Below are 26,132 nucleotides of genomic sequence, written 5' to 3' on the forward strand. Positions count from 1 at the left end.
TGTCCAGCCCACCCCGCAGGTCGTTCGCGGAACGCGCCTCGGCCCCCGTGAACCGGGGTCTGCCGGGCCGCTCAGAACGCAACTCCCCACTGGGCCGCTCGGGTGACCGCGACCGATGGTGCCGTCGCTGCCATTACCCACATCGTGGCCGTCGCAAGCGCGGTGTCTTGCTGGTGTCAGCGTGCCTGGCAGGCCGGTGCCACGTCAAGGGCCGGTATCCGGGTCGTCGGTTCTTTCCCACCTGAGGGCGATCCGGACGCTCGTCCTCCTGGCCCGTCGACGACCATCGGTGCCCAGCTCAGGACGGTTGTCGCCGGATACACGAAACACGGCGGGCGGTGACCCGTGTCGGATCACCGCCCGCCGCGACGCGATCGTGTCCCAGCTCACCGAGCCGGGTACGCGCCTGTGGAACGTCAGGTCACTTGAGGGTGACCTTGGCGCCCTCACCCTCGAGCTTGGCCTTCGCCTTCTCGGCGGTCTCCTTGTTGACCTTCTCCAGGATGGCCTTCGGCGCGGACTCGACCGCGTCCTTGGCCTCCTTGAGGCCCAGGCCGGTCAGCTCACGCACGACCTTGATGACCTGGATCTTCTTGCCGCCGTCAGCCTCGAGGATGACGTCGAACTCGTCCTTCTCCTCCTCGACCGGAGCCGCGGTGGCACCGCCGCCGCCACCCTGGGCGATCGCGACCGGAGCCGCAGCGGTGACCTCGAAGGTGTCCTCGAACTGCTTCACGAACTCGGAGAGCTCGATCAGCGTCATCTCCTTGAACGCGTCGAGCAGCTCGTCAGTGCTGAGCTTCGCCATGTCTGGCGTCCTTTCCTGAATCTGTTAAGTAAGAACGTGTGCGCCGGGAGGGCCTCAGGCCGCCTCGGCGCCCTCCTGCTCGCGCTTCTTGTCCGCCAGGGCGGCCGCCGCACGGGCGGCCTTGGCGAGCGGGGCCTGGAACAGGGCCGCGGCCTTGCTCAGGTTGCCCTTCATCGCGCCGGCCAGCTTGGCCAGCAGCACCTCGCGGGACTCCAGGTCGGCAAGCTTCGTGACCTCGGCCGCGGAAATGGCCTTGCCCTCGAAGACACCGCCCTTGATGACGAGCTTCGGGTTGGCCTTCGCGAAATCACGAAGCCCCTTCGCCGCCTCGACGACGTCGCCCGAAACGAAAGTCAGCGCGGTAGGACCGGTGAACAGCTCGTCGAGGCCGGTGATGCCCGCGTCCGTCGCGGCACGCTTTGCCAGCGTGTTCTTCGCGACCGTGTAGCTGGTCTCGGCACCGAGCGAGCGCCGCAGCTGGGTGAGCTGGGAAACCGTCAGACCGCGGTACTCGGTCAGCACGGTGGCGCCCGCGCTGCGGAAGCTCTCGGTCAGCTCAGCGACGGCCGTGGCCTTGTCGGCTCGGATCGGCTTGTCCGCCATGTCCCTCCTCTCTCGTTACTCGAGGCTGGTCCCCGACCGGCCGAAGCCGAAGCGGGGGCGGAGGCAGCACGACAACGAAAAGCCCCGGCGCAGGGCGCACGGGGCGAGGGCCGGCGGATCGTCATGGTCGGCGGACCATGCTCACTGCCGAGTTACGCTTGCCGCCCTACGCGGGTCGCCCGATGTCGCGGGACCTTCGACCGTGCCAAAACACGGTGACCAGCGGTCTCTGGGTGGTTCTCCATCCGCAACAACACGGATGACACCTGAAGACTACGCGCCGGCACCACCAGCGCCAAATCGCCCCCGGTGAGCCGGGTCACGTCACCGGTGCCGCTCAACCCTGGGCCCGGCGCCGCCACAGGTAGGCGACGGTGACCGCCGTGCTCCACGCCAACGCCCAGACCGTGAGCCCGAGCAGGGTCAGCGCGGCGGCGTCGCCCGCGGTCGTCCGTGCGGTCGCCATGATCGGCGGTACCAGCCAGGGCGCGACCGAGCCGCGCAGGCCGAGCGCCACCGCGCCGACACCGCCGAGCGCCAGCACCGCGACGCCGTACGCGGCACCGCCCACCGACGCCCGGCTGGCCAGCGCGCCGAGAGCGACAGCGGCGGGTACGGCGAGCAGGTGCGCCCACAACCCCAGCGCGACGCCGACCAGCACCGACCGGTCCCCCGGCTCGACCGGGCCGGTGACCCCGCCCACCAGCCACGGAAAGGCCAGCGCGACGGCCACCGCGACCAGCGCCGCCACCCCGGCCGCCAGGAGGCCGGACAGCCGCTCCCGGGCCACCCCGACGGTCACCTGGGCGAGCCGGCGCTGTACGTCCGGCTCGATGTCCAACAGGATCTTGGTCTGCCACGCGAGCACCGGGAAGAGCACCACGGCAGAGACGCCGTACGCCTCCGCCGGCTGGGACCGGCCGCCGCCGTAGAGCGTGCCGAGTACGACCAGGCCCGCGAGCAGGGGTGCCAACGCTCGCCCGGTACGCAGGAAGCCGGCCAGGCGCATCCGCACCAGGGCGCTCACCGGCCCTCCCCCGTGCTCGGCTCGACCACCGCGTCGGCCGCTCCCGGTCGCGCCGTCGACGTCGACGGGGTGGGCCGTTGCGCCTGGGGTGCTGCGGTGGAGGCGTCGGCGCGTACCCGAAGAATCTGATGCCCCTCGGCCCGCAGGCGGGCGACGGTGCCGGCGACCCGCGCGGCCGGCACGGCGACCTCGACCACCGCGATGGCCTCCTCGTCGGTCGGCGCGGTCTCCTCGGTCAGCGACCCCGCGGCCACCGACCAACGGCGCGCGGCCGGCAGCCGTACCGTCTCGCCCCGGTGGTCGCTGACCAGGACCGTGCCACCGTCGGCGAGCACCTCGTCGATCAGTTCGGGGACCAGCTCGCGGGTCGCGGCGTCCAGGCCCTCCCACGGCTCGTCGAGCACCAGCAGGCCCGGTGCCCGCAGCATGGCCTGGGCGAGGCCCACCTTCTGCGCGGTGCCCTTGGAGAGCTCGGCAAGCCGCACCGAACTGAACGCGCCCAGCCCGAGCCGCTGCGTCCAGGTCGTCACCGTCGCGTCGGCGGCCGACGGCCCGAGCCCGGCCGCGCGGGCCATGCCGGTCAGATAGCGGGACACGGTGAAGGGCTGGTCGGCCGGGAACCGCTCCGGCACCCAGCCCACCCGGGCCGGCCGGTCGGCTACCCGGCCCCGGCCCGGCCGCAGCACCCCGGCGGCCACCTGGAGCAGGGTCGACTTGCCCACGCCGTTGCGGCCGAGGACGACCGCGACCTCACCCGGGCCGATCCGCACGTCCACGCCCCGCAGTACCCACGGACCGCGCCGGTGGTACCGCAACCAGACGTTCTCCAGCCGCATGCGGTCGAGCTTGCCACACCCCGGACGCGCCGGGGCGCCGCCACAATCGTGGCGGCGCCCCGGTACGAGCGAGCTGTCGACTCTCAGGCGTCGGCCGAGTCCTCGCGGATGTTCTTCACCAGGTTCGGGTCGATCGGAACGCCCGGACCCATCGTGGTGGTGAGGATGACCTTGCGCAGGTACTTGCCCTTGGACGCGGACGGCTTGGCCCGCAGGACCTCGTCGAGCACCGCAGCGTAGTTGTCCACCAGCTGGGTCTCCGAGAAGGAGGCCTTGCCGATGATCAGGTGCAGGTTGGAGTGCTTGTCCACCCGGAAGGTGATCTTGCCGCCCTTGATGTCCTGCACCGCCTTGGTGACGTCCATGGTCACCGTGCCGGTCTTCGGGTTCGGCATGAGACCGCGCGGGCCCAGGATCCGCGCGATCCGGCCGATCTTGGCCATCTGGTCCGGCGTGGCGATCGCCGCGTCGAAGTCGAGCCAACCACCCTGGATGCGGGCGACCAGCTCGTCGGTGCCCACCTCGTCCGCACCCGCCGCGGCGGCCTCTTCGGCCTTCGCGCCGCTGGCGAAGACGATCACGCGGGCGGTCTTACCGGTGCCGTGCGGCAGGTTGACCACGCCGCGGACCATCTGGTCCGCCTTGCGGGGGTCGACGCCGAGGCGCATGGCGACCTCGACCGTGGCGTCGAACTTGACGTTGGTGGTCTCCTTGGCCAGCTTCACGGCCTCGGCGGGGGTGTAGAGCTTCGACCGGTCGATGACGTCGGCGGCCTTGCGGTAGCTCTTGCTGCGCTGCATTGCTGATTACTCCTGTGGTCTCTGGCGGGCCGCTCGGCGCGTGCCCTCCCACGATCGGTTCGTTGGCGGAAAGCCGACGTCAGTCGTTGACGGTGATGCCCATCGACCGGGCGGTGCCCGCGATGATCTTCTCGGCCTGGTCCAGGTCGTTGGCGTTGAGGTCGGCCATCTTCTTCTCGGCGATCTCACGCAGCTGGGCACGGCTGACCGAGCCGACCTTCTCCGCCTGCGGGACGCCGGAGCCCTTCTGCACACCGGCGGCCTTGATCAGCAGCCGGGCGGCGGGCGGGGTCTTCAGCACGAAGGTGAAGGACCGGTCCTCGTACACGCTGATCTCGGCGGGGACGATGTCGCCCCGCTGGGACTCGGTCTGCGCGTTGTAGGACTTGCAGAACTCCATGATGTTCACGCCGTGCTGGCCGAGCGCGGGGCCGACCGGCGGCGCCGGCGTGGCCTGGCCCGCCGGCAGCTGAAGCGTGAACGTCTTGACGAGCTTCTTCTTCGGAGGCATGTCACTTCCTGGGGCTTGGAGCAGGGAAAATGCGGCCGTCGCCGCTCTCGGGGCGCGCACGGTCAGCGCGGTGCGACAGGGGCGACGTTCAAGAGTAGCGCAGACCGCAGCCCGCTCGTCCGCCGAGGTCGAGCGGGAGGGCGCACGCGACGTCGGCGGCGGGCCGGGCCCGCCGCCGACGACCGGTCAGATCTTGGCGACCTGGTTGAAGTTGAGCTCCACCGGGGTCTCCCGACCGAAGATCGACACCAGCACCTTGAGCTTCTGCTGGTCGGCGTTGATCTCACTGATCGTGGCCGGCAGCGACGCGAACGCGCCGTCGGTGACGGTGACCGAGTCACCGACCTCGAAGTCGAGGACCTTGATCTCCGGCTTCGCCTTCTTCTGCTCGGTGTCGACGGCCGGCGCCAGCCACTTCAGCACCTCGTCGAGCGACAGCGGCGCGGGCCGGTCGGCCCGGTCGGTCGCGCCGACGAAGCCGGTCACGCCCGGGGTGTTCCGGACACACGAGTACGACTCGGCGGTCAGCTCCATCCGGACCAGGATGTAACCGGGGAAGACCTTGGCCTGGATCTGCGAACGCTTACCGTTCTTGACCTCGACCTCTTCCCGGGTCGGCACCTCGACCTGGTAGATGAAGTCCTCCATGTCGAGGCTCGTGATCCGGGTCTCGAGGTTGGTCTTCACCTTGTTCTCGTAACCGGCGTACGAGTGCACCACGTACCAGTCGCCCGGCGCGTAACGCAGCTTCTGCCGCAGCTCGGCGACCGGGTCGTAGTCCTCGTCCGGCGCAGGCTCGGTGGTGGGAAACTCCGGCTCGCTGGCGGCCTCAACCGACTCGTCACCAGCCGCCGTCGCGACCGTGGACTGCTCGTCCACTTCTCCGGCGGTCTCGTCGTACTCAGGCACGCTCGCTCACTTCCGTCACTATCGGCTGGAGACAGCCGGTCAGTCCGAGTTGCCGAAGACGAACAACACGGCCTTGGCGAAGCCGTAGTCCAGCACGCCCACGATCGTCAGCATCACCGCGACGAACGTGACCACCACGGCGGTGTACGTCAGCAACTCCTTGCGGGTCGGCCAGATGACCTTACGCAGTTCGGCAACGACCTCGCGGAAAAACCGGGCGATGCGGCCGAACACGCCCACCCGACCGGTTTCCGACCTCGTGGTCGGCCGGCTGTCCGCCGACTCCGCCCGGGCGCGGGCCCGCGTCGCGGTGCCTCCCCGGGAGACCGGCTCGTCCGCGCCGGTGGCGTCGTCGTCGGCTACGTCGTCGACGACCTCGTCGTCGAGACGATCGTCGCCGGCGTCCTCGCCGCGCCGCTTGTTGTCGGCCACTTCGCCCTCCGTCGCGGAATCTCGGGTCGCACGCCAGGCGGCGTACGCGGCGCTGGTCACGCCGGCCGGACCCAACCGTCCCGCGACGGGCCGCGGCCGGTGGTTCGACCGGGAGCCCCGATTGCCTCGGAGCCACCCCGCCGATGCCACCACCACGGGCCGGACGCCGCCTTGTCGGCGGCGCGACCCACGGGAACGGTCAGGCCTGAGGCGCAGGGGTGACAGGACTTGAACCTGCAGCCTGCGGTTTTGGAGACCGCTGCTCTGCCAATTGAGCTACACCCCTGTGCGGCAACACTCGCCCCACCCGGTCACAGACGACCAAGCAGGGGTCACTTGCCCCACGGCGGACCAGTGTACGGGTAGGCGCCCGACTTTCCCAACCGGTCTCCCCACCACGCGTGGCGAAGCCGATTCAGCGCGGCAGCGGGGGCGCCTCAGCGTGCCGTACGGATGGTCGCCCGCGCCTGTGACAGCACCTTGTCGCCCAGACAGGTCGCGGTCACCTCGAGCCGGGTGAGGCCGTCCTCGGTCACCTCGCGGACCCGCGCGGTCACCTCGATCTCGGTCCCCTGGTCGTCGTCGGGAACCACCACCGGCCGGGTGAATCGAACGCCGTACTCGACCACCGCGTCGGGCGCGCCGGCCCACTCGGTGACCGCCCGGCCGACCAGCGCCATCGTGAACATGCCGTGCACGATGACCCCGGGCAGACCCACCTTCGTGGCGACCCGGTCGCTCCAGTGGATCGGGTTGAAGTCACCCGAGGCGCCGGCGTAGCGGATCAGGTCCGCTCGGGTCACCCGGAACGTCTTGGTTGGCAGTTCCATCTCAGGCCTCCCCACGAATGACGTACCGGGCCCAGACGGCGACCACCGGCTCCCCGGCGACGGTGCTCACGTCCGTACGGGTGGTCAGGAGGCCGTGTCCGCCCCGGTTGGTGACCTCCTCGATGGTGTTGGTGCACACCAGTTCGTCGCCCGCGACCACCGGCCGGGTGTACGCGAAGCGCTGGTCCCCGTGGACGAGGCGGCTGTAGTCGACTCCCAGGTCCGGGTCCTCGATGATCTGGCGGGTCGCGGCCATGGTGACGATCACCGGGAAGGTCGGCGGGGCGACCACGTCCGGGTGGCCCAGGGCCTGCGCCGCGGCCGGGTCGTGGTGAGCGGCGTCGGTGGCCCCGATGGCCGTGGCGAACTCACGGATCTTTTCTCGGCCCACCTGGTAGGGGGCGGTCGGCGGATACGTCCGGCCGACGAATGAAGGGTCCAGGGACATGCCGCGAACCTACACGGAAAGCACAACCGCCGATCTGGTCGGTGGGCTGCGGCGATGCCGCGCCGTACCGGGTCAGATCGGCGGCTGGGAAAGCTTCGACGGTGGCCGGCGTGTGCCGGCCAGCGGTCAGCGGGTCTCGCGGTGAACCGTGTGCCGGCCGTCGCGCGGGCAGAACTTCTTCAGCTCGATGCGGTCGGGGTCGTTCCGGCGGTTCTTGCGCGTGATGTAGTTGCGCTCCTTGCACTCCACACACGCCAAAGTGATCTTCGGCCGGACATCGGTAGCCTTCGCCACGGCGGAGTGCCTTCCTCGCTAACGGAAACAACTACGACGCGTCAGCCTAGACGCTGACTGCGCGGACATGCAAAGTGGGCGCCAGTGGCGCCCATCTCAACGACCACCGAGAACGAGCCCGGAAGACGAGAGTAGCGGTGGCCGGACTTGAACCGGCGACACAGCGATTATGAGCCGCTTGCTCTACCATCTGAGCTACACCGCCGCGGTGGGTCCAGCTGAACCCTCGAGCCCCCTTACGGAATCGAACCGTAGACCTTCTCCTTACCATGGAGACGCTCTGCCGACTGAGCTAAGGGGGCCTGCGCGATCTCCCCGTGGGGCGCGCAGAAGTAGAATACACGGCACCGGTCGGCAGGTGAAATCGGATCCCTGGCGACCGTGTATGCCCAGCTCAGGGCACCACGCGCAGGCGCGGAAGCTCCCCGCCGGACCCGGAAATCGTCTCCGGGTCCACCTGGGCCCCGAACCAGGCGGCCAGCCGTTCGTACGGCAGCGGTCGGCTGAACAGGAAGCCCTGACCGATCTCGCATCCGATGTCCTGAAGAAGCTCCAACGTCAGTTCGCTCTCCACACCCTCGGCGACCACGGCCAGGCCGAACTGCTGGGAGAGCGTCACCACCGCGTTCACGATCGCCAGGTCCCCCGGATCGGTCGCCATGCCCTGCACGAAGGACCGGTCGACCTTCACCTCGTGCACCGGCAACCGGCGCAGGTGGGCCAGCGAGGAGTCGCCGGTGCCGAAGTCGTCCACCGACAGCCGGACGCCGAGATCGCGGAGCCGACGCAGCGTCGGAATGGGCCGGTCCGTGCCGTCCAGCACGCCCGACTCGGTGATCTCCAAAGTGAGCCGCTGAGCAGGCACCCCGTACTCGGTCAGCAGCTCCTGCACCCGGTCCGGGAAGTGCTGATCGGTGAGCGTACGGGCGGCGAGGTTGACCGCGATGGGCAGCGGCTGGTTGGCCTCGGCCCAGTCCCGGCTGCGCCGCAGACCCTCGCGGAGCACCACCTCGGTGAGCCGACTCAACTGGCCGGTGTGCGCGGCCACCGCCACGAAGTCCTCGGGAGCGACGGTGCCGTGCGTCGGATGCTCCCAGCGGGCCAGACACTCGACACCGACCAGACGCCGGTCCCGCAGGGTCACCTTGGGCTGGAAGTAGACCTCCAGGTCGTCCTGGTCCAACGCCTGACGCAGGTCACCGGCGAGACCCAGCCGGCGCAACGACCGGGATTCCAGACCCGGGTTGAACAACTGCACACTGCCGGGCACCGATTTGGCGGCGGTCGCCGCCAGATCGACCCGTAGCAGCAGGGTCGCGGCATCGCTGCCATGATCCGGGTGTACGGCCACCCCGACGGCCGTGTTGACGTCGAGGGTGAGCGCGTCGAAGACCATCTCGTCGCGGATCTGGTCGCGGAGCTGCTCGGCCAACTCCAGCGCCGCGTCGGCGTTCTCCAAGCGCAGGGTCACCAGGAACTCGTCGCCACCGACACGACCCACCAGGGCCGAAGACGGCGCGCTGGCCCGCAGACGGTTGGCGACCTCGATGAGCACCTTGTCACCGGCGGCGTGGCCGAGTGACTCGTTGACCTGCTGCAACCCGTCGACGTCGAAGAGCAGCAACGCCACCACCTCGTCGGGTGCGCCGATCTTCACCGACTCGTCCAGCGCCCCGGTGACCCGCCGCCGGTTGGGCAGCCGCGTCAGGGTGTCGTGGTAGGCGTCGTGCCGGAGGCGGTCGACCAGCCGGGAATTCTCCAGCGCCACCGCCGCGTGCGCCGCCACCGTCTCGAAGATGGGGATGTCGCCGGGGGCGAAGTGCCCGATGTCGCTGAGCCGGTTCGCCACCTCCAGGGTGCCGATCACGGCCTGCCCGGAGCGCAACGGCACCACGATCACGTCTTTGATCTCGCTGGCGCTGATCTCGCGCCGAAGCGCCCCCTCGTCACCCAGCAGACGACCCATCGACAGGGTCTTCGCCAACTCCCGCGTTCGCTCACGAAGAATCGACGGCGTCGGAGCGACGTCGAGCAGCCCCGGCGTGTCGACCCGGGCCGTCAACAGCACCTCCGGATGCCGGCCCTGCGCGGGCAGCCACAGCGTCGCCGACTCTGCCTGCATGAGAGCACGGACCCGGTCGAGCAGGACGTCGGCGAGTGCCGCGTCGGCGCCGCTCGTGGTGATCAACCGGGCGAGGTCGTACATCCCGGTCAGGGTGCGGTGTTGCCGGAAGAACTGGGCGTACGACCGGTAGACCAGGGCGAGCGCCGCGAACAGGGCCGCCAACAGCAGCGCCGACCACCAGGTCTTGCGCAACGCGATCAGCACGAGGAGACCGACGGATGCGTTGATCGAGGTGGTGAGGAACACCGACGGCGTCGTCCGCAGCGCCTCGCGGCCGGCCTGCCAGCCCTGGAGGAGCACGTGTACGCCGACGACCGAGACGAGACTGACCAGGGTGATCGTGTTGACCGCGAGGAAGAGACTGATCCATGTCCCCGGGCCCACGTCGTGCAGCGGCGGCAGCCGCAACAGGAGCAGCCCGGCCAGCGACGTGGCCGCCGCGGCACGCGCGACGTTGAACCAGAACTTCGCCGGAGCGAAACGCTGCCTGGCGCTCCAGATCAACGAGGCCAGCGTGTAGATCAGGACGACCGTCAACGGCGGCAGGAAGAACAGCGCCACCACGAGTGGGATCTCCGTGAGCGTCACGCCCACGGACTGGCGCCGGACGACGAAGTTCAGCACCGGAATGCTGATGCCCGTCATCGCGAGGAAGATCAGGAAAGCCAGGCCCCAGTCCCCGTAGGGACGGTGTGAGACGACACTGATCGCGGTGCAGGAGAGGATGGCGATCAACGCCATGGGGCCGGTGATGAGCCAAGCGTGGTCCGTGGACTTACGCCGTTGGTCACGCTCGGCCATACCGCTCCCTCTGAAAGACGTCGCCCGTCAGGGCTGCCCTCACGGGCGACGCCCCGTGATTCACCGGGAGGCGGCGACGCCCCACACGACATCGCCCAGACCCGCGCCCCACACGACGTCGGTCATCTGGGCGTAGCCCCCGCTAGCGAGGGCGTCAACACCGATCAGTCCACCGAGGACAGCGGCGAGCACGAGGAGCGAGCCGAGTGACCGGCCCAGCCTTCGACCAGACATGTTGGCTCCTGTCGGGGAAGTGTCACAGGGATGGTGGAGGTTCCACGATCGTGCCACACGCAAGGTACGCAGGAAAGCGGTGATGGCCGCACCCATCCGAGCGTTGGCGAGGTCGCGCCCTTCGGCCCACTGCGCCTCCACGAGCCGGGCCAGATCAGGGCCCCTCCCTGCGACATCAGCGCTTCACCCAGCGCTTGATGCGACCTACGGCACAATTCACCCAGGCGATCGGAGGAATCCGCTGTCCAATCCTGCCCGATCGCTCTCCGTGACGAATGCGATGGTCTGGAAGCGCACCGACGCGGCCCAGACATCGACCACCATACCGCCTTCCCGCAAAGACACAAGGAGGTGGACGCGACCCGATTCGCCCTCCTTCTGCCGTCGGCGGTCGTAACGCTCCCGGACGGGCGGCGAACGCGCGGGATGGGCCGGGCCAGCCGCTGTGTCCGGGGACCGAGGCAGCGTCCTGGCCGGGTTCGCCTATTGGGCCGGAGGCAGTGACATGTCCGCCGGACAGTCCTTGGCCTGGTTCCTTGGTCGGCGCAGCCAACCAGGATGAGCGCGACAGCAGGCAACGCCAGACCTCGACGACAGCTTCGGGCGGCCGGTCGGTCGTGCCATCGGACCCGTCGCTGCCTCACGACGGATACGGTATCGACGAATCGCGACTTTGTGCCGGTGGCGTGGCTCGACGCGACCGCCGCAGGCCCCGTCGCAATGATCCACTACAGGTCGCCGATGTGGGGCTTTCCCGGCGGAGGGATACCCCCACATCGGCGATCTGGAGTGGACCAATCCGCGGAACCCACGCCGCCATCGACGCTCCAGCCTCGGTGCCTGAGGTATCACAACGGCTCGTGCCCGGTCGGCAGGAGACGGACCCGCCGATGGACAAGGTTGATGTCGACGACCTCCACCACCAGCGTGTCGCCGGGTTCAGGAGTGCGGTCGAGGGCGGACTCGTGGACCAACCCTTGGATGTCATCCCCCACCGCGACGAAGACACCGAACGGCACGATACGAGTCACCTCACCGCGCAGGACGGCTCCGAGATGCACCCGCGCGAACTCCGCCATCGGGTCGGGCTGCAACGCCTTGAGCGACAGCGACACCCGCTCGCGGTCGAGATCGACGTCCAGCACCATCACGTTGAGCCGGTCCCCCAGGCCGACCACATCGGTCGGGTGAGTGAAGTGCTTCCAGGTCAGCTCCGCGCAGTTCACCATGCCGATGACACCGCCGATGTCTACGAAGACCCCGAAGTTCTTGATCTCGACCACCACGCCCGTGGCCACCTGGCCATGCTCAAGCGTTTCCAAGCTCAGTCGCACACTGTCGTCATCCCGTCGCCTCACGAATCCAACTCCTATCACCCGAGCGCACCACCGATTTTGTCGTTCATGGTGTCGTCGCCGCCGTCGATGCAGTTGGCGCAGACGCGGAGCAGGACGGCGACGCCGTGGCCCAGGCGCCGGGCCACCTCGGTCGGCGGGACGCCGGCATTCAGCCAGAGCGAGGCCGCCGCGTGCCGCAGGTCGCAGGGGCGACGGACGAGCGGCGAGGCGACCTGCGACTCGGTCAGCGCCTTCTCGCGGGCGAGCTTCCACCATCGGTCGTAGACCGACTCGAGTCCGCGCCCGCTCGTGGGAGCCGCCGTCATCGGTACAACCGTCGCTAGACGGCTGGTCCCGTCAGACCAGGCCTAGCCGCCGGCCCCAGCGTTCGCAGCCACAGGAAAGCCCTCAATAGGCACGATGACCTGCCACCATCTGCCCACAACCAGTCGTCAACGGCTGGACTCAGCTGGACTCGGCCGGACCAACGACAACGGCCCCTGATCAGCATCTCTGCTGGTCAGGGGCCGTGTCTGCACCTGGTGGCGGGTAGAGGATTCGAACCTCTGAAGCTTTCGCGACGGATTTACAGTCCGCTCCCATTGGCCGCTCGGGCAACCCGCCAGGGCACCCCACCGCGTCGCAACGCGGCGGCGGAAGCAAGGATAGCGGCTCACCCCGGGACCGGTGCAACCGGGTACGGTCAGGGGGTCGTGCCGCTGGTCGGCGGCCGACTGCACGTCCCAGACCGCCGGACAGCAGGAGCAGAAGCATGCCAGCGAACCCGTCATTCGACATCGTGAGCAAGGTCGACCGCCAGGAGGTCGACAACGCCCTCCGGCAGGCGGAGAAGGAGCTCGCGACGCGGTTCGACTTCCGCGGCACGGGCGCGGAGATCTCCTGGTCGGGCGAGGAGGCGATCGGCCTTCAGGCGGAGACCGAGGAGCGGGTGCGCGCAGCGCTGGACGTCTTCAAGGAGAAGCTGGTCAAGCGCAACATCTCGTTGAAGTCGCTGGACGCGGGTGAGGCGCGCCCGTCCGGCAAGGTGTTCAAGATCGACTGCAAGGTGATCCAGGGCATCGAGACGGACAAGGCCAAGGCGATCAGCAAGAAGATCCGCGACGAGGGCCCGAAGGGCGTGCAGGCGCAGATCCAGGGTGACCAGCTGCGCGTCACCGGCAAGAAGCGGGACGACCTCCAAGCGGTCATCTCCCTGCTCAAGGGCGAGGACTTCGGAGTCGCCCTCCAGTTCACGAACTACCGGTAGGCGCGGAAGCCGCCAGTCTGACCAGCCGCAGACCGTCGACCCGTCAGCGGTCGACGGTGTACCAGTTGGCGGTCTCCCCGGGGATCGGCGTCAACCGCACCCGCGCGCCGCCCGGGTCGTCGAGGATGCGTACGCCGTCGCCGAGCAGCACCGGCGCGAAGAAGATCAGGATCTCGTCGAGCAGGCCGGCACGGAGGCACTGCTTGGCGACGTCCGCGCCGAGCACGTTCACGTACTTGTCGCCGGCGGCTTCCTTGGCCTGCGCGACGGCGCTATGCAGATCGTCTGCGAAGGTGACGCCTTCGGCCGGGTCGGTGGGCGGTTGGTGGGTCAGGACGACCACCGGGCCCTGGTACCGGCCGCCGAACGCGCCTTCCCTGTCAGTGCCACGGTTCGGGTCGTCGCCGCCGAAGGTGCGGTTGCCGGCCAGGATCGCGCCGACGTTGGCCAGGATGCGGTCCGCGGTCGGGTTGTCCATCGTGAGGTGTTCGGTCAGCCACGACATGTCCCCGCGAGGGCCTGCGATGTAGCCGTCGAGCGATGCGGTGGCGGAGTAGAGCAGCTTGGCCATGGTTTCCCCTCGTCGGCGCCCATTCTGGTGGAGGCCGGGCGCTCACAGAAGCCATCGGGTGCACGTCCACCGAGATCGACTCGGGTTACTGGATATCGGGGCATCCTCGTCAAGGGGACACCACGACTTGCAGGAACCCGAGTCGATCAAGGCGCGAGGCCGGGCCGGCTCGAGCCGTCCAGGGCAGGGGTCAGACGGGGATGGGCTCTTCGGCGCGTACCGCCTGGTTTTCCGCGCGGGCGATGGGCCCGGCGGGCAGCGCGGCGACCGCGGCCCCGACGGCCACCGCCGCCCCGGCGAAGACGAAGGCCCACGGCACCCCGCCGGCGTGGTCCACGATCAGGCCGGCCACCGCGCCGCCGGCGGCGCTCGCCGCCACGGCGACCGTGACGACCCAGGTGTACGCCTCGTTCAGCATGCCCGTCGGGGCGATCCGCCCGACCAGGGTGTTCTCCAGGGTCAACGCCGGCGCGATGGTGGCCCCACCGACGACCAGGGCGACACCGAGCGCCAGCGGCGTGGGCATCACTGCGAACACCACGAAGGTGCCGGCCAGCGCGGCGAGCAGCAGGGCGAACTGGCGGGTCATGTTCGGCGACGGCCGGCGGACACCGAACCAGAAGCCGCCGATCGCGCTGCCGATCCCCCAGACGGCCAGGAGCAGCCCGGCGAGGCTCTCCGGGTCGTCGGTGGTGGCGTTGCTCGCGTACGCGGGGACGATGACGCCGGCGGCGCCGAACGCGATGCCCAGCCCGGCCACGCAGACCAGCAGGGCCGGGAAGCCGCCGACCCGCAGTGGGCCGAGTCCGCGGGCGTGGTGTTCGCGCGGGTGCGGACGCCAGTCGCGCATCACCCGGCCGAGGGCGACGGCGGCGGTGCCGACCAGGGTGACGACCGCTGCCCCGATCAGCGCGGCGGCCGCGTCGGCGACCAGCACGAAGCCAGCCACGAGCAGCGGGCCGAGCACGAACACGATCTCGAACAGTGAGGTCTCGGCGGCCAGGGCGGTGTTGCGTAGGGCGTACCGGCCGGAGGCGGGGCTGGTCAGCTCGTTCCAGGCGCCGCGGATGGCGGCGGTCAGCGGCGGGTACGTCGCACCGGCGACGCCGGCCGTCAGGTAGATGGCGGCGAGGGCGTCATCACCCGAGCGGCTGGCCAGTAGCAGCCCGATGAGCGCGAGCGGGTGGGCTACGGCGGTCACCAGCAGCACGGGGCTCGGGCCGACCCGGTCGGCGACGCGTCCGGCCACCGGGCTGAGTGCGGCGCCGGCGACGGCGTAGATGCCGCCGGCGATGGCGGCCAGCGCGTAGCGGCCGGTCACCTGCTCGACCACCAGCAGCAGCGCCAGCGGCGTCATGCCGATCCCGAGCCGCCCGATGATGCCGTTGACCAGCAGGATCGGCGCACCGGGAATCCGCCAGACACCCAGGTACTGGCGCAGTGCGGCCACGGGATACACCTCCGCCGGGACAGGTAACGGGTAGAAGCCCTGTCGACCCTAACTCCCGAGGTCAGGCCATGGATGGTCGATCCGCTCACAGGAGCGCAGTGGGTGGGACTGACCGAGCAGTCACAAAGGGGGTAGGTTGCTGATCGAATTGGGTCCATACGCCGGCACCGCACGATGAGGCAGGAGGTCCGATGTCCGGGACTACCACCGCACCTCTGCGAGTCGAGATCTATTCGCTGTACGGCGATGCCAAACCCAGTGAAGCGGCCTCGCCCAGCCTGCGCGGCTCCCTGCCGGCCCGGGCCGTCCAACAGTGCCCGCCGGTCGCCGCCGGCTCGGGATTCGGCTGGTACGTCTACCCGCCGGCCGACTTCGCGCTCCGCTGGGACGGTCAGGACACCGAGTGGACCCTGCTGGAGGAGAACGAGCCGACAGGATGGCGTTCGCTCGCCGGCGGTTACGACGGCAAGCTGCCGGAAGCGGCCAGCCAGTTGCAGGCGGCGCCGGAGCAGTTCCACGGCGACCTGGACATCTTCGACCGGTACGGCGCGAGCATCCCGTTCCTGGATGCCGACCCGCGCGCGGCCAACACGGTCGAGCTGGTCACCGGCGTGGTGGCGCGTACGTCCCCGGGCTGGTGCCTCATCGCTCGAGGCGTGCCGAACTGGCCTGCCCAGCGTGGCCTACAGCTCTACGAGGGCGTGGTGGAGACCGACTGGTACACCTCGCTCCTGCCCACCATCCTGCGACTCACCGAGGTCGGGCAGGTGGTGCGCTTCTACCGGAACATTCCCCTCATGTGCCTACAGCCGGTGCACCGGTCGACGTTGGAAGCTTTCCGCGACGCCGAACTGGCCACCGGGGAGGGGCTGCCGGCGTGGCCGCAGGACGTCTGGTCGGACTTCGTGGCGCTGCGCCGCCGCCGCCAGGACCCGGAGATCCGCAGCAGCTACCGCCGGGAGCAGGCCCGCCGGGTCCGGGACAACGCCTCCTACCAGCCAATCGGGGTCGTGGAAGCCGACCAGCCGACCTGATGCGTGACACCGAAGAACAGCTCACCCCTTCGCCTGGTTACCGGGCACTGTTCCGACATCCGGTCGCCTCCCGACTTGTCATCGCCCGCGGCATCTCGGAGCTGGGTGACTTCGTGGGCCTGGCCGCTCTGCTGCTGCTCGCGTACGACCAGACGAACTCCGTCCTCGGCCCGGCCGCGGTCTACGCCGCGCGTACCCTGCCGGCCCTGCTGATCGCCACCGTCTTCAGCGGCTGGTTGGACGTGCCGGCCCGCCGTACCCTCCTGGTCTGGCTGTCGGTGGTCGGCGCCGCGCTGATCGCCGTGCCCGCGGCGGTCCCCGAGCCGGTGCCGGCGATCGTGGCGGCCGGTCTGCTCGGGGCGGTACGCGCCGCCTACGCGAGTGTCAACGTCGCCGTCGTCGCCGAGGCGGTGGACGCTCCGCTGCGGCTGCCGCTGTTCGGCCTCAGCGCCTTCGCCAACCAGGCGGGTCAGGTGGTCGGCCTGCTCGCGGGAGCCAGCCTGACCGTGGCGCTCGGCTCCCGGGTGGCGCTGCTGATCGACCTCGCCTCGTTCCTGGTCGCCGCGGTCGTCCTGGCCGGGCTGCCGAAGCGACCCCACCGCGTACGCGGACCTCGTCCGCCGGCGACTGCGGGTGTCCGCATCATCGCCGGTCACCCCGTGCTGCGGGGCGTCGCCCTGCTCACGCTGGCCACGGTGCTGTCCGGCGCGCTGCCCGAGACCCTCGCACCGGACCTCGCCCGTGGGGCCTGGCGTCCCGCCCTGCTGGCGGCGTCGGCGCTGGGAGGGGCGGTCTTCGTCCTGTGGGTGGGCCGCTCCCGCTGGCTGGGTCGGCTGGCCGGCCAGGTGGTCGTGGCCGCCGCGCTGTCCGGAGCGTTGCTGCTGAACGGTGTGCTGGTCGCCGTCGACGCGCCGCTGTGGGCGCTGACGGTGGGCAACGCGTTGATCGGCGCGGGTGGTGGATGGCTGATCGGTGCGCAGGCCACGTTCGCCCGGTTGGCCCCTCCCGAGCGGATGGGGCAGGTCGAGGCGACGATCGTCGCGGCCAACATCGTGACCTCGGGAATCGGCATCTTCCTGTTGGGTGGTGTGGCCGCCGTGCTCTCGCCCGCCGCGTCGTACCTCACGGCCGGTGTCGTCCTGCTCGTCGTCGTGCTGCTGACCCGACCGGATCGGCTGTCCGTACCGGATTGACCCGGAGACGACTCCACCCGCGTCCGTCGCGGACGCGGGTGGAGTACGGGATTCGGCGGGTCAGCGCTGGAACTGCACCGGCCCCGAGTTGGCGGCCATCCGCTCCAGGCGGGCGACCCGGTCCTCCATCTTGGGGTGGGTGGAGAAGAGGGCGGCCACCGCGCCACCGGCGAACGGGTTGGCGATCATCAGGTGGGCGCTGCTGGTGAGCGTGCCCTGAGCCGGCAGCGGGCGTCGCCGGGCCACGGCGTCGATCTTGCGCAGGGCGCTGGCCAGCGCCAGCGGGTCCCGGCTCAGCTCGGCACCCGACTGGTCCGCCTGGAACTCGCGGCTCCGGCTGATCGCCAACTGGATCACGGTGGCCGCGATCGGGCCGAGGATCAGGGTCAGCAGCAGCACGGCCGGGTTCGGCGAGTCCTCGTCGTCCCCACCGCCCAGGGGGATGAACCAGGCGATGTTCGCCAGGAACGTGATGATGCCGGCGAGACCGGCCGCGACGCTGGAGATCAGGATGTCCCGGTTGTAGACGTGGGACAGCTCGTGCCCGATCACACCACGAAGCTCCCGGTAGTCCAGGACCTCGGTGATGCCCTGGGTCACGCAGACCGCGGCGTGCTGCGGGTTACGCCCGGTGGCGAACGCGTTGGGCTGCGCGGTCGGGCTGACGTACAGGCGCGGCATCGGCTGTCGAGCCTCGGTGGCCAGCTCGCGCACCATGCGGTACAGCTCGGGGAACTGTGCCTCGGTGACCGGTTGCGCCCGCATCGAGCGCAGCGCGATCTTGTCCGAGTAGAAGTAGGAAACGCCGTTCATGACCAGCGAGATGAGGACGGCGATGACCAGGCCGCCACTGCCACCGAACCCGTAGCCCACCGCGAGGATCAGCGCGGTGAGCAGGCCGAGCAGCGCGGCGGTCTTCAGACGGTTGTGGTGCACGATCTCTCCTTCGGTGCGCGGATCGCCTCGATCCGCTGACCGGTACAACAACTCGATACCCGTCAACCATCCGTCGGAACGCTGAGAGTTGACTGAGACCCGCGTCAGCGGGCGGCGAGATCCAGCACGAGCTGCGGGGCGACCCCGAGCACCACGGCGGCCACGGTGGCCACCGCCAGCACCACCGCCACCACACCCACCAGGGGTACGGCCACCACACCGTCCGCGCCCGCCGAGGGTGTCGACGTCGGCGTGGGCGTCGGCGCCCACAGGCCGGCGGTCACCCGCAGGTAGTAGGCGAGCCCGATCACCGCGTTCAGCGCCACCACCAGCGCCAACCAGGCCGCGCCGCCGTCCAGCAGCGACCGGACCACCGTCACCTTCGCGAACAACCCGGCCAGGCCCGGAGGCAGACCCGCCAGGCCCACCAGCGCGAGGCCGAGGGCGGCACCCCGCCACGGGTGTCGGCGGGCCGCGCCGCGCAGGTCGTCAAGCGTCCCGCCGTCCGCCCCCACCGGGCGCAGCGCGGTCACCCCGGCGAACGCCGCCAACTCCAGCACCACGAAGAACACGGCGTACGCCACCGCTGCGGCGTACGCGGCCGACCGCGCCTCGCCCGTACGGCCGGCGGCCAGCGCCAGCGCACCCAGCGGGGCGAGGATGTAACCGGCCTGCGCGACCGAGGACCAGGCGAGCAGCCGGACGGTACGCCGCTGACGCAGTGCCACCAGGTTGCCGACGGTCATCGTGAGCACCGCCAGTAGGGCGAGCACCGGCCCGGTCTGGTCCGCCGGCAACGCCCGCTGCACCACGGCCAGCAACGCCACCAGGCCGCCCAGCTTGGACGCCGTCGACAGGTACGCGGCGACCGGCAGCGGAGCGCCGTCGTAGGTGGCCGGCGCCCAGGCGTGGAACGGCACCGCCGCCACCTTGAAGGCCAGTCCGAGCAGCAGCAGCGCCACGGCGGCGGTGGTCAGTGGCAGTTCGCGCAGCTCCGGACGCTCGGCCAGCAGCGCGCCGACCCGGTCGAGGTGCAGGCCGCCGGTCACCGCGTACAGCAGCGCCGCGCCGAGCAGCGTCAGCGTGGTGGCCACCACGCTGACCACGAAGAACGTCACCGCCGCCTCGGCGCTGGCCAGGCTGCCCCGACGCAGGCCCACCAGCACGTACAGCGGGAGGGTCAGCGTCTCCAACGCCACGATCAGGGTGATCAGGTCGCCGGCCGCGCCGAGCACCACGCCGCCGGTCATCGAACAGGCGAACAGGAAGGCGTACTCCCCCGCCGGTGACCGGCCGGCCCGCAGCGCCGGCACCGACAACCCGAGCACGCCCAGGGTGAGCAGCGCCACCACCGCGCCGACCAGGGCCGCCCGGCCGCCGAAGACCCACGAGCAGTCGCCGCCGACGCAGAACGTCCGCCGCTCCCCGCCCGCACCGACCAGCGCCGAGCAGACGGCGGTACCGAGCGCCCCGAGCGCGGCCACCGCGACAGTGGCGCGGGGCCGCGCCAGCACGAGGTCGACGACCAGCACGAGTACGGCGGTGCCGGCGGCCAGGTACGCCGGCAGCAACGCCACGCTGTCCACGCTCTGCACGACGCTCATCGGACCACCCTCGGTTCCGGACGCGGCGCTTTCTTCGTGCTCACCTGTGGATCACCTCGATGAGGGCGTCGACGGGTGCCTCGGCGACGCCGAGGACCAGCGCCGGAACCAGGCCGATGGCCAGCGCGAGCAGCACCAGCGGCGACCACGCGGTCAACTCCGCGCCGGCCAGGCCCGCGCCGACGCCGCTCACCGCGGGGCTCGGCCGGCTGTGGGTGACCCGACGCAGCAACCGCAGGAAGTACGCGGCCGTGAGCGCGCCGCCGATCGCCGCCAGCACCCCGAGGGTCAGCCACAGCGGGCCGCCCACCTGGATCGCCGCGACCACCGCGAACGCCTCCCCCCAGAAGCCGGCCAGCCCGGGCAGGCCCAGCGACGCGATGGCCGCGAACGCCAGCAGGCCGGCCAGCCGGGGCGCGGTCTCCCGCAGGCCGGACAGATCGGCGAGAGCGCCCGTACCGGTGCGGTCCTTCACCGCACCGGCCAGGAAGAACAGCAGGCCGGTGATCACACCGTGCGCGACGTTGCCGATCAGGGCAGCCTGGATGCCGGTGGCGGTCAACGTGGCGACGCCCAGCAGGACGAAGCCCATGTGCCCCACGCTGGAGTACGCGATGAGCCGCTTCACCTCGGTCTGGGCCAGGCAGACCAGCGAGCCGACCAGGATCGCCGCGACCGCCAGCACACCGAGCACCGGCGCGGCCCAGCGGGCACCCTCCGGCGCCACCCCCACCGCCACCCGGATCAGCCCGTACGTGCCCATCTTGAGCAGCACACCCGCCAGCACCACGCTGCCCACCGTCGGGGCCTGCGTGTGCGCGTCGGGCAGCCACGAGTGCAACGGCCAGAGTGGACTCTTCACCGCGAACGCGAGCGCGAACAGCGTGAACGCGGCCAACTGGGTGCCCCGGGACAGCCCTGCCCCACCGGTCAGCGCCACCACGTCGGCGGTGCCCGCGGCGGCGACCACGACGTACACGCCGACCAGCAGCAGCACCGAACCGACGAGCGTGTAGAGCACGAACTTGCGGCCGGCCCGACGCCGGTCGGCACCGCCCCAGCCGGCGATGATCGCGTACATCGGCAGCAGGACGACCTCGAAGAACAGGAAGAACAGCACCAGGTCCAGGGCGAGGAACGTGCCGAGGATGCCCACCTCGACGAGCAGCAGCAGCGCCACCAGCGCCCGGCCGCTGCCGCCGTCGGGCACCCGCCACAGCGAGTACGCGCAGCAGAGCAGCGTGAGCAGCGCGGTGAGCACCACCAGCGGCCAGGAGATGCCGTCGACGCCGAGGTGGAACCGCAGATCCAGACCGGGCACCCAGGGCAGGTTCACCTGGTGCCAGGGGCGCACCGCAGGCGTACCGGCCGACCAGGCGAACCACCCCCGCCCACCGGACACCAGTGCCACGGTCGCCAGCAGGGTCAGCGCCGCCGCGACCGTGCCGACGACCCGCGCCGCCCGGTCCCGGGGTGTCGCCGCCACCGCGACCGCGCCGAGCGCCGGCACCACCAGCACGGCGACGAGCAGAACCTGCCCAAGCGTCATCGGGTTACTCCCAGCACGGCGGCGGCCAGGCCGATCAGCAACGCGCCGGCCAGCACACCGGCGGCGGCCCGGGGCAGCGCCGCCCGGTGCAGCGCGGCCAGTCCGGCGCCCAGGCCCGTGGCGACCCGGCCGCTGCCCTCGACGGCCCCGTCCACCACCACCTCGTCACCGGTGCGCGCCAGGCGAGCCAGCGCCCGGACGGGGCGTACGACAAGGGTGTGCTGGACGTCGTCGAGCCGGAACGCGCGGGCGAAGACCGGCCGCAGCGGGCCCAGCGTGGCCGCCGGATCGGCGGCCCTGTCCCGCTGCCAGCGCGCCCACACCAAGCCCGCGCCGACCACCAGCAGCGCCAGCGGCAGCAGCAGCGCCGGCCCGACGTGGACCAGGCCGTCCTCCGCGCCCGCGACGGGTACGGTGGCGAACCGCAGCCGGTCGGCGAACGCCCCGACGAACCCGGCCAGGCCCAGCAGCGCGGCCGGCACGGCGAGCAGCAACACCGGCCAGCGCAGTACCGCCGGCGGATCGTGCGGGTGCACCAGCGGCAGTCGGGGCTCGCCGAAGAAGGCCCGCAGCAGTAGCCGACCCGCGTACCAGGCGGTGATCGCCACACCGAGCAGCCCGGCCAGCCACACCAGCCAGCCCACCCACGACGGCGCGGGGCCGGTGCCCTCCAGCGCGGCCGACTCGGCGACCGTCAGCACGCCGTCCTTGCTCCAGAAGCCGGCCAGCGGCGGCACCCCGGCCAGAGCGCCGAGGCCGATCACCGTGCACCAGAACGTCACAGGCATGCTCCGGCGCAGACCACCCATCTCCGACATCAGCGTGGTCCCCACCGAGTGGATCACCGCACCGGCGGCGAGGAACAGCAGCGCCTTGAACGCGGCGTGGGTGAGCAGGTGGAACAGCGCCGCCGACGGCGAGCCGACGGCCAGCGCGCCGGTCATGTAGCCCAGTTGGGAGACGGTCGACCAGGCCAGCACCCGCTTGATGTCGTCCTGGGCGGTGGCGGCGAGCGCCCCGAGCAGCAGCGTGATCGCGGCGAGGACGCCGAGCACCGTCAACGTCACCGGCGCGGCGGTGAACAGCGGGTACAGCCGGGTCACCGCGTACACGCCGGCGGCGACCATCGTCGCGGCGTGGATCAGCGCGGAGATCGGCGTCGGGCCGGCCATGGCGTCCGGCAGCCACGTGTGCAACGGGAACTGGGCGCTCTTGCCGGCCACCCCGGCGAGCAGCAGCAGGCCGGCGGCGGTCAGCGTCGCGCCGGAGTGGTCGTGTGCGAGCACGTCGGCGATGCGGAAGCTGCCCGTCGACACGCCGAGCAGCGCGATGCCGAGCAGGAAGCCGACGTCACCGACCCGCGTCACCAGGAACGCTTTCATGGCCGCGGCCGGCGCGCCCGCGAGCCGGCGGTCGTGGGCGATGAGCAGGTACGAACAGAGGCCCATCACCTCCCACCCGACCAGCAGCATGATCAGGTCACCGGCGACCACCACCAGCAGCATCGCGCCGGTGAAGAGACTGATCTGGGCGGCGTACGGCGGATAGCGGTGGTCGACGTCGACATCGTCGTGCGGACCACGGCGCAGGTAGCCGATCGAGTAGACCTGCACGGCCAGGGCCACCGCGGTGACCGCGACGGCGACCAGCGCGGCGGCGCCGTCCAGTCGTACGCCGAGGGTCACCGCCAACCCGCCGATGTCCACCCAGGTCGTCGACGTCTCGGTCGGACCGTCGACAGTCAACAGCAGGGCCACGGCCAGCGCCAGCGCCCCGGCCGCACCGGCCACGCCGATCGCCACGGCGGTCGCGCGGGCCCGATAACCGCCGGCATGGCGTGGGGCCGGCGGCAGCAGCAGACCGAGCAGACCGGCGAGCAGCGGTACGGCCGGCAGCGCCGCCCCGAGCAGCCCGGTCACCGGCTCGCCTCCGCGTCCTGCGTGACGGCCCCGGCCGGCTCGGTCAACAGCACGTCGTCCACCGCCACGGTCGACCGCAGGCGGTAGAGCTGGAGGACGATCGCCAACCCCACCCCGATCTCCGCGGCGGCCAGCACGATGACGAACAGCGCGAACACCTGCCCGGAGTGCGGCAGCACCGCGCGGACCGTGGTGTCCGCGGTTACCAGGACGAGGTTCACCGCGTTGAGCATCAGCTCGACCGACATCAGCACCAGCACGGCGTTACGTCGCCGCAGCACGCCGTACACGCCGAGGCCGAACAGCAGCGCGGCGGTGACGTACGGGATGACCGGCCTCACCGACGCCCCCCGGGAACCACGTTCTCCGCCGGCGTCTGCACGTGCACGTCGTCGGCGCGCCGACCGATGTCCGGTCGGGACAGCACCACCGCGCCGACCAGGGCGGACAGCAGCAGGACGGAGAGCACCTCGAACGGCAGCACCCAGGAGGTGAAGATCTGCTCCCCCAGCCGCTCCGCCGTACCCGCGTCGGGCAGCGCGACGGTGCTCCACCGGTACGCGTCGACCAGCAGCACGCTCAACCCCAGCCCGGCACCGCCGCCGATCAGCGCGGCGGGCCAGCCGGGCCGGTCCAGGTCGTCGGACGCCCCGATCGGAGCCCGCGTCAGCATCACCGCGAACAGCAGCAGCACCACCACCGCGCCCACGTAGATCAGCACCTGCACCCACGCGACCAGCTCGGCACCGAGCACCAGGTAGTCGCCGGCCAGCGCGCCCAGGCAGACCACCAGGTAGAGCCCGGCCCGGACCAGGTGCTTCGTGGTCACCACCAGCACACCGGCCCCGACCGCCACCGCGCCCAGCGCGAGCAGCAGCAGATCCGCGCCGGTCACCGGGCCGCCCCCGCAGCTCGGACGGTCACGACGCCGGGCCCTCGTCGGCGGGGCGTACCGCCGGTGGAACCGACCGCGCGGCCTTGCGCGCGGCGGCGGTCTCCTCCTTGGCCGGCTCGCCGTTGGGATCGTGCGCGGGCGGCGGCGGAACCGTCGCCATCCACTGGCCGAGGTGGTCCTTGTCGTGCAGCAGGTCCTTGATGTCGTACTCGGCGTACTCGAACTCCGGCGACCAGTAGAGCGCGTCGAAGGGGCAGACCTCGATGCAGATGCCGCAGTACATGCAGAGCGAGAAGTCGATGTCGAACCGGTCGAGCACGTTGCGCTGGCGGGGGCGGGCGGCACCGGGCACCGCCACCTCCTCCTTGTGCGAGTCGATGTAGATGCACCAGTCCGGGCACTCGCGGGCGCAGAGCATGCAGACCGTGCAGTTCTCCTCGGACAGCGCGATCACTCCGCGCGAGCGCGGCGGCAGCTCGGGGGCGACGTCCGGGTACTGCTGCGTGGTCGAGCGGCTGGTCATCGTCTTGAGGGTGACCGCCAGCCCCTTCACCAGACCGGCGCCGGGCAGGCCGCGCTCGCTGGCGCCGGCGGCCGGATCGCCGCGCTCGCTGGAATCGGTCATGTGGACCATCCTGCCCTGTGGCCCCGGCGCGCGCGACCACCACCCACAGGTCCGAGGCGGTACCGTGGTCGCGGGGAGAACGACCGCACCTGGAAGGACCCGCCATGACCGCCGCGCTGCAGAGCGACCACCCGCCCGAGAGCGAGTGGACGACTGACGATCTGGACGCGCAGCCCGAGGATGGCCGTCGCCGGGAACTGCTCGATGGAGTGCTGCTGATGTCCCCCTCCCCCACCCGTACCCACCAGAGCATCGCTATGCGTCTTGGTGCCGCGCTCGACGAGGACTGCCCCGACGGCTACGACGTGACCCAGGCGGTCGAGGTACGGATCAACCGCACCCGCTCCTTCATCCCCGACGTGCTGATCACCACGGCCGCCGCGGCAGCTCGCGAGCCGTCGAGGTACGAGCCGCACGAGGTGGTCGTCGCCATCGAGATCGTCTCGCCGAGCACCCGTTCGATCGACCGGGTACTCAAGCCAGCGCTGTACGCCCAGGCCGGCATCCCCTACTACTGGCGGATCGAGACCCTGGACGGCGACCTGGAGGTCGTGACCTACCGGATCGACGCGGTGAACGAGGTCTACACCGAGACCGGACGGTGGACCAAGTTCGTCGACACCGGCGAGCCGTTCCCGATCAACCTGCCGATCAGCCGGATCACGCCGCGGACCCGGTGAGACCGCCTGCGGGCGGCACCATCTCGACGCCGAGCTGCTGAAGGAGCTGGAGCAGCTCGTTGCAGCTCCACACCTCGACGATCCGACCGTCGGTGTCGAAGCGCAGGAACGTCGCCCCGGAGTAGCTGACCACCTGGCCGGTCGGCGGCACCGGCCCGAACTGCCCGGCGTGGGTGCCGGCCGCCCGCCAGTGCACTGCCACCCGCTCAGCCGCGGCGACCACGTCGACGATCTTGTAGCGGAGGTCCGGGAAGGCCGCCCGACGCTCGCGGTGCCAGGCCAGCATCGCATCCGGCCCCGTCCCGCCCAGCCCGGGGCACGCACCGGCGATCAACTCGTACGCCGACTCCTCCCGGCGGGCGTTCCACACGTCGGCGATGAAGCGCCGGGCCGCCGTCTCCACATCCGTCATGA

Annotated in this window: 29 protein-coding genes and 4 tRNA genes; 4 read left to right on the forward strand and 29 right to left on the reverse strand. The window is 70.9% G+C overall.

Annotation, left to right across the window (positions count from 1 at the left end):
- Positions 1 to 421 precede the first annotated feature (421 nt).
- The 19 genes from rplL to ABZU91_RS19900 form a co-directional block, all read right to left on the reverse strand.
- Entirely contained in the window at positions 422 to 808 is a 387-nt protein-coding gene (rplL, locus tag ABZU91_RS19810) for a 50S ribosomal protein L7/L12 (protein ID WP_355242181.1), read from the reverse strand.
- Positions 809 to 862: 54 nt separating this feature from the next.
- Positions 863 to 1,411 carry a 50S ribosomal protein L10 gene (gene rplJ / locus ABZU91_RS19815; RefSeq protein WP_355242184.1) on the reverse strand — a complete coding sequence of 183 codons (549 nt, stop codon included), beginning with the start codon at positions 1,409 to 1,411 and terminating at the stop codon, positions 863 to 865.
- Positions 1,412 to 1,748: 337 nt separating this feature from the next.
- Positions 1,749 to 2,438: a hypothetical protein gene (locus tag ABZU91_RS19820; protein WP_355242188.1), complete on the reverse strand. Its 690-nt coding sequence runs from the start codon at positions 2,436 to 2,438 to the stop codon at positions 1,749 to 1,751.
- Complete coding sequence (locus tag ABZU91_RS19825) at positions 2,435 to 3,274, reverse strand: ABC transporter ATP-binding protein (protein ID WP_355242191.1); 840 nt, start codon at positions 3,272 to 3,274, stop codon at positions 2,435 to 2,437. The genes ABZU91_RS19820 and ABZU91_RS19825 overlap by 4 nt, the downstream gene beginning before the upstream one ends.
- A gap of 83 nt (positions 3,275 to 3,357) precedes the next feature.
- Positions 3,358 to 4,074 (reverse strand): 50S ribosomal protein L1, encoded by a 717-nt coding sequence (gene rplA, locus ABZU91_RS19830; protein WP_355242194.1) that lies wholly within the window; start codon positions 4,072 to 4,074, stop codon positions 3,358 to 3,360.
- 79 nt (positions 4,075 to 4,153) lie between these two features.
- Positions 4,154 to 4,585, reverse strand: a complete 432-nt coding sequence (gene rplK, locus ABZU91_RS19835; RefSeq protein ID WP_203174332.1) for a 50S ribosomal protein L11 — start codon at positions 4,583 to 4,585, stop codon at positions 4,154 to 4,156.
- 186 nt (positions 4,586 to 4,771) lie between these two features.
- On the reverse strand, positions 4,772 to 5,494 hold the full coding sequence (gene nusG / locus ABZU91_RS19840) for a transcription termination/antitermination protein NusG (protein WP_355242197.1): 723 nt from the start codon (positions 5,492 to 5,494) through the stop codon (positions 4,772 to 4,774).
- 39 nt (positions 5,495 to 5,533) lie between these two features.
- The gene (secE, locus tag ABZU91_RS19845) at positions 5,534 to 5,926 is read right to left on the reverse strand and encodes a preprotein translocase subunit SecE (RefSeq protein ID WP_355242200.1); all 393 of its coding nucleotides are present in this window, start codon (positions 5,924 to 5,926) and stop codon (positions 5,534 to 5,536) included.
- 213 nt (positions 5,927 to 6,139) lie between these two features.
- Positions 6,140 to 6,212: transfer RNA gene (locus tag ABZU91_RS19850), tRNA-Trp, on the reverse strand.
- Between the two features lie 151 nt (positions 6,213 to 6,363).
- On the reverse strand, positions 6,364 to 6,756 hold the full coding sequence (locus tag ABZU91_RS19855) for a MaoC family dehydratase (protein WP_355242203.1): 393 nt from the start codon (positions 6,754 to 6,756) through the stop codon (positions 6,364 to 6,366).
- A 1-nt stretch (position 6,757) separates the two neighbouring features.
- The gene (locus ABZU91_RS19860; protein ID WP_355242206.1) at positions 6,758 to 7,204 is read right to left on the reverse strand and encodes a MaoC family dehydratase N-terminal domain-containing protein; all 447 of its coding nucleotides are present in this window, start codon (positions 7,202 to 7,204) and stop codon (positions 6,758 to 6,760) included.
- A gap of 126 nt (positions 7,205 to 7,330) precedes the next feature.
- Positions 7,331 to 7,498 (reverse strand): 50S ribosomal protein L33, encoded by a 168-nt coding sequence (gene rpmG, locus ABZU91_RS19865; protein ID WP_007073056.1) that lies wholly within the window; start codon positions 7,496 to 7,498, stop codon positions 7,331 to 7,333.
- A 132-nt stretch (positions 7,499 to 7,630) separates the two neighbouring features.
- Positions 7,631 to 7,703 (reverse strand) — tRNA-Met (locus ABZU91_RS19870).
- A 24-nt stretch (positions 7,704 to 7,727) separates the two neighbouring features.
- A tRNA-Thr gene (locus ABZU91_RS19875) sits at positions 7,728 to 7,800 on the reverse strand.
- 92 nt (positions 7,801 to 7,892) lie between these two features.
- Positions 7,893 to 10,424 (reverse strand): bifunctional diguanylate cyclase/phosphodiesterase, encoded by a 2,532-nt coding sequence (locus ABZU91_RS19880; protein ID WP_355242210.1) that lies wholly within the window; start codon positions 10,422 to 10,424, stop codon positions 7,893 to 7,895.
- A gap of 60 nt (positions 10,425 to 10,484) precedes the next feature.
- Complete coding sequence (locus ABZU91_RS19885) at positions 10,485 to 10,658, reverse strand: hypothetical protein (protein ID WP_355242212.1); 174 nt, start codon at positions 10,656 to 10,658, stop codon at positions 10,485 to 10,487.
- Positions 10,659 to 11,506: 848 nt separating this feature from the next.
- The gene (locus ABZU91_RS19890) at positions 11,507 to 12,034 is read right to left on the reverse strand and encodes a S1 RNA-binding domain-containing protein (RefSeq protein ID WP_355242215.1); all 528 of its coding nucleotides are present in this window, start codon (positions 12,032 to 12,034) and stop codon (positions 11,507 to 11,509) included.
- Positions 12,031 to 12,321 (reverse strand): hypothetical protein, encoded by a 291-nt coding sequence (locus ABZU91_RS19895; RefSeq protein WP_355242218.1) that lies wholly within the window; start codon positions 12,319 to 12,321, stop codon positions 12,031 to 12,033. The genes ABZU91_RS19890 and ABZU91_RS19895 overlap by 4 nt, the downstream gene beginning before the upstream one ends.
- Positions 12,322 to 12,535: 214 nt before the next feature.
- Positions 12,536 to 12,619 (reverse strand) — tRNA-Tyr (locus tag ABZU91_RS19900).
- 148 nt (positions 12,620 to 12,767) lie between these two features.
- Here ABZU91_RS19900 and ABZU91_RS19905 point away from each other — a divergent pair.
- Positions 12,768 to 13,262 (forward strand): YajQ family cyclic di-GMP-binding protein, encoded by a 495-nt coding sequence (locus tag ABZU91_RS19905; protein WP_355053333.1) that lies wholly within the window; start codon positions 12,768 to 12,770, stop codon positions 13,260 to 13,262.
- Between the two features lie 43 nt (positions 13,263 to 13,305).
- Here ABZU91_RS19905 and ABZU91_RS19910 read toward each other — a convergent pair whose 3' ends face one another.
- Together ABZU91_RS19910 and ABZU91_RS19915 are read right to left on the reverse strand one after the other, a co-directional pair.
- Entirely contained in the window at positions 13,306 to 13,833 is a 528-nt protein-coding gene (locus tag ABZU91_RS19910) for a dihydrofolate reductase family protein (RefSeq protein ID WP_355242221.1), read from the reverse strand.
- Positions 13,834 to 14,023: 190 nt separating this feature from the next.
- Positions 14,024 to 15,283, reverse strand: a complete 1,260-nt coding sequence (locus ABZU91_RS19915) for an MFS transporter (protein ID WP_355242224.1) — start codon at positions 15,281 to 15,283, stop codon at positions 14,024 to 14,026.
- Positions 15,284 to 15,474: 191 nt separating this feature from the next.
- On the opposite strand from ABZU91_RS19915, the gene ABZU91_RS19920 reads away from it, so the two are divergent.
- Positions 15,475 to 16,317, forward strand: a complete 843-nt coding sequence (locus tag ABZU91_RS19920) for a DUF6065 family protein (protein ID WP_355242227.1) — start codon at positions 15,475 to 15,477, stop codon at positions 16,315 to 16,317.
- Positions 16,317 to 17,510, forward strand: a complete 1,194-nt coding sequence (locus ABZU91_RS19925) for a hypothetical protein (protein WP_355242230.1) — start codon at positions 16,317 to 16,319, stop codon at positions 17,508 to 17,510. Before ABZU91_RS19920 ends, ABZU91_RS19925 begins: the two co-directional genes overlap by 1 nt.
- A 60-nt stretch (positions 17,511 to 17,570) precedes the next feature.
- Here the strand turns inward: ABZU91_RS19925 and htpX are convergent, their stop codons facing one another.
- The 7 genes from htpX to ABZU91_RS19960 form a co-directional block, all read right to left on the reverse strand.
- A complete protein-coding gene (htpX, locus tag ABZU91_RS19930) occupies positions 17,571 to 18,446 on the reverse strand; it encodes a zinc metalloprotease HtpX (protein WP_355242233.1) in 876 nt (291 codons plus the stop codon).
- Positions 18,447 to 18,550: 104 nt separating this feature from the next.
- Positions 18,551 to 20,050 (reverse strand): proton-conducting transporter membrane subunit, encoded by a 1,500-nt coding sequence (locus ABZU91_RS19935; protein WP_355242236.1) that lies wholly within the window; start codon positions 20,048 to 20,050, stop codon positions 18,551 to 18,553.
- Between the two features lie 40 nt (positions 20,051 to 20,090).
- Entirely contained in the window at positions 20,091 to 21,599 is a 1,509-nt protein-coding gene (locus tag ABZU91_RS19940) for an NADH-quinone oxidoreductase subunit M (protein ID WP_355242239.1), read from the reverse strand.
- A complete protein-coding gene (locus ABZU91_RS19945) occupies positions 21,596 to 23,518 on the reverse strand; it encodes an NADH-quinone oxidoreductase subunit L (protein WP_355242242.1) in 1,923 nt (640 codons plus the stop codon). Before ABZU91_RS19945 ends, ABZU91_RS19940 begins: the two co-directional genes overlap by 4 nt.
- Entirely contained in the window at positions 23,515 to 23,859 is a 345-nt protein-coding gene (gene nuoK, locus ABZU91_RS19950; protein WP_355242245.1) for an NADH-quinone oxidoreductase subunit NuoK, read from the reverse strand. The genes ABZU91_RS19945 and nuoK overlap by 4 nt, the downstream gene beginning before the upstream one ends.
- Complete coding sequence (locus ABZU91_RS19955) at positions 23,856 to 24,413, reverse strand: NADH-quinone oxidoreductase subunit J (RefSeq protein WP_355242247.1); 558 nt, start codon at positions 24,411 to 24,413, stop codon at positions 23,856 to 23,858. Before ABZU91_RS19955 ends, nuoK begins: the two co-directional genes overlap by 4 nt.
- 25 nt (positions 24,414 to 24,438) lie before the next feature.
- Positions 24,439 to 25,038 carry an NADH-quinone oxidoreductase subunit I gene (locus ABZU91_RS19960; protein WP_355242250.1) on the reverse strand — a complete coding sequence of 200 codons (600 nt, stop codon included), beginning with the start codon at positions 25,036 to 25,038 and terminating at the stop codon, positions 24,439 to 24,441.
- 104 nt (positions 25,039 to 25,142) lie between these two features.
- On the opposite strand from ABZU91_RS19960, the gene ABZU91_RS19965 reads away from it, so the two are divergent.
- Positions 25,143 to 25,718 (forward strand): Uma2 family endonuclease, encoded by a 576-nt coding sequence (locus ABZU91_RS19965; protein ID WP_355242253.1) that lies wholly within the window; start codon positions 25,143 to 25,145, stop codon positions 25,716 to 25,718.
- Here ABZU91_RS19965 and ABZU91_RS19970 read toward each other — a convergent pair.
- On the reverse strand, positions 25,699 to 26,130 hold the full coding sequence (locus tag ABZU91_RS19970) for an ester cyclase (RefSeq protein WP_355242256.1): 432 nt from the start codon (positions 26,128 to 26,130) through the stop codon (positions 25,699 to 25,701). The two genes, ABZU91_RS19965 and ABZU91_RS19970, sit on opposite strands and share 20 nt — an antisense overlap.
- Positions 26,131 to 26,132 lie beyond the last annotated feature (2 nt).

Origin of the sequence: Micromonospora sp. NPDC005174, assembly GCF_040608495.1 — a bacterium.
Lineage (GTDB): Bacteria > Actinomycetota > Actinomycetes > Mycobacteriales > Micromonosporaceae > Micromonospora.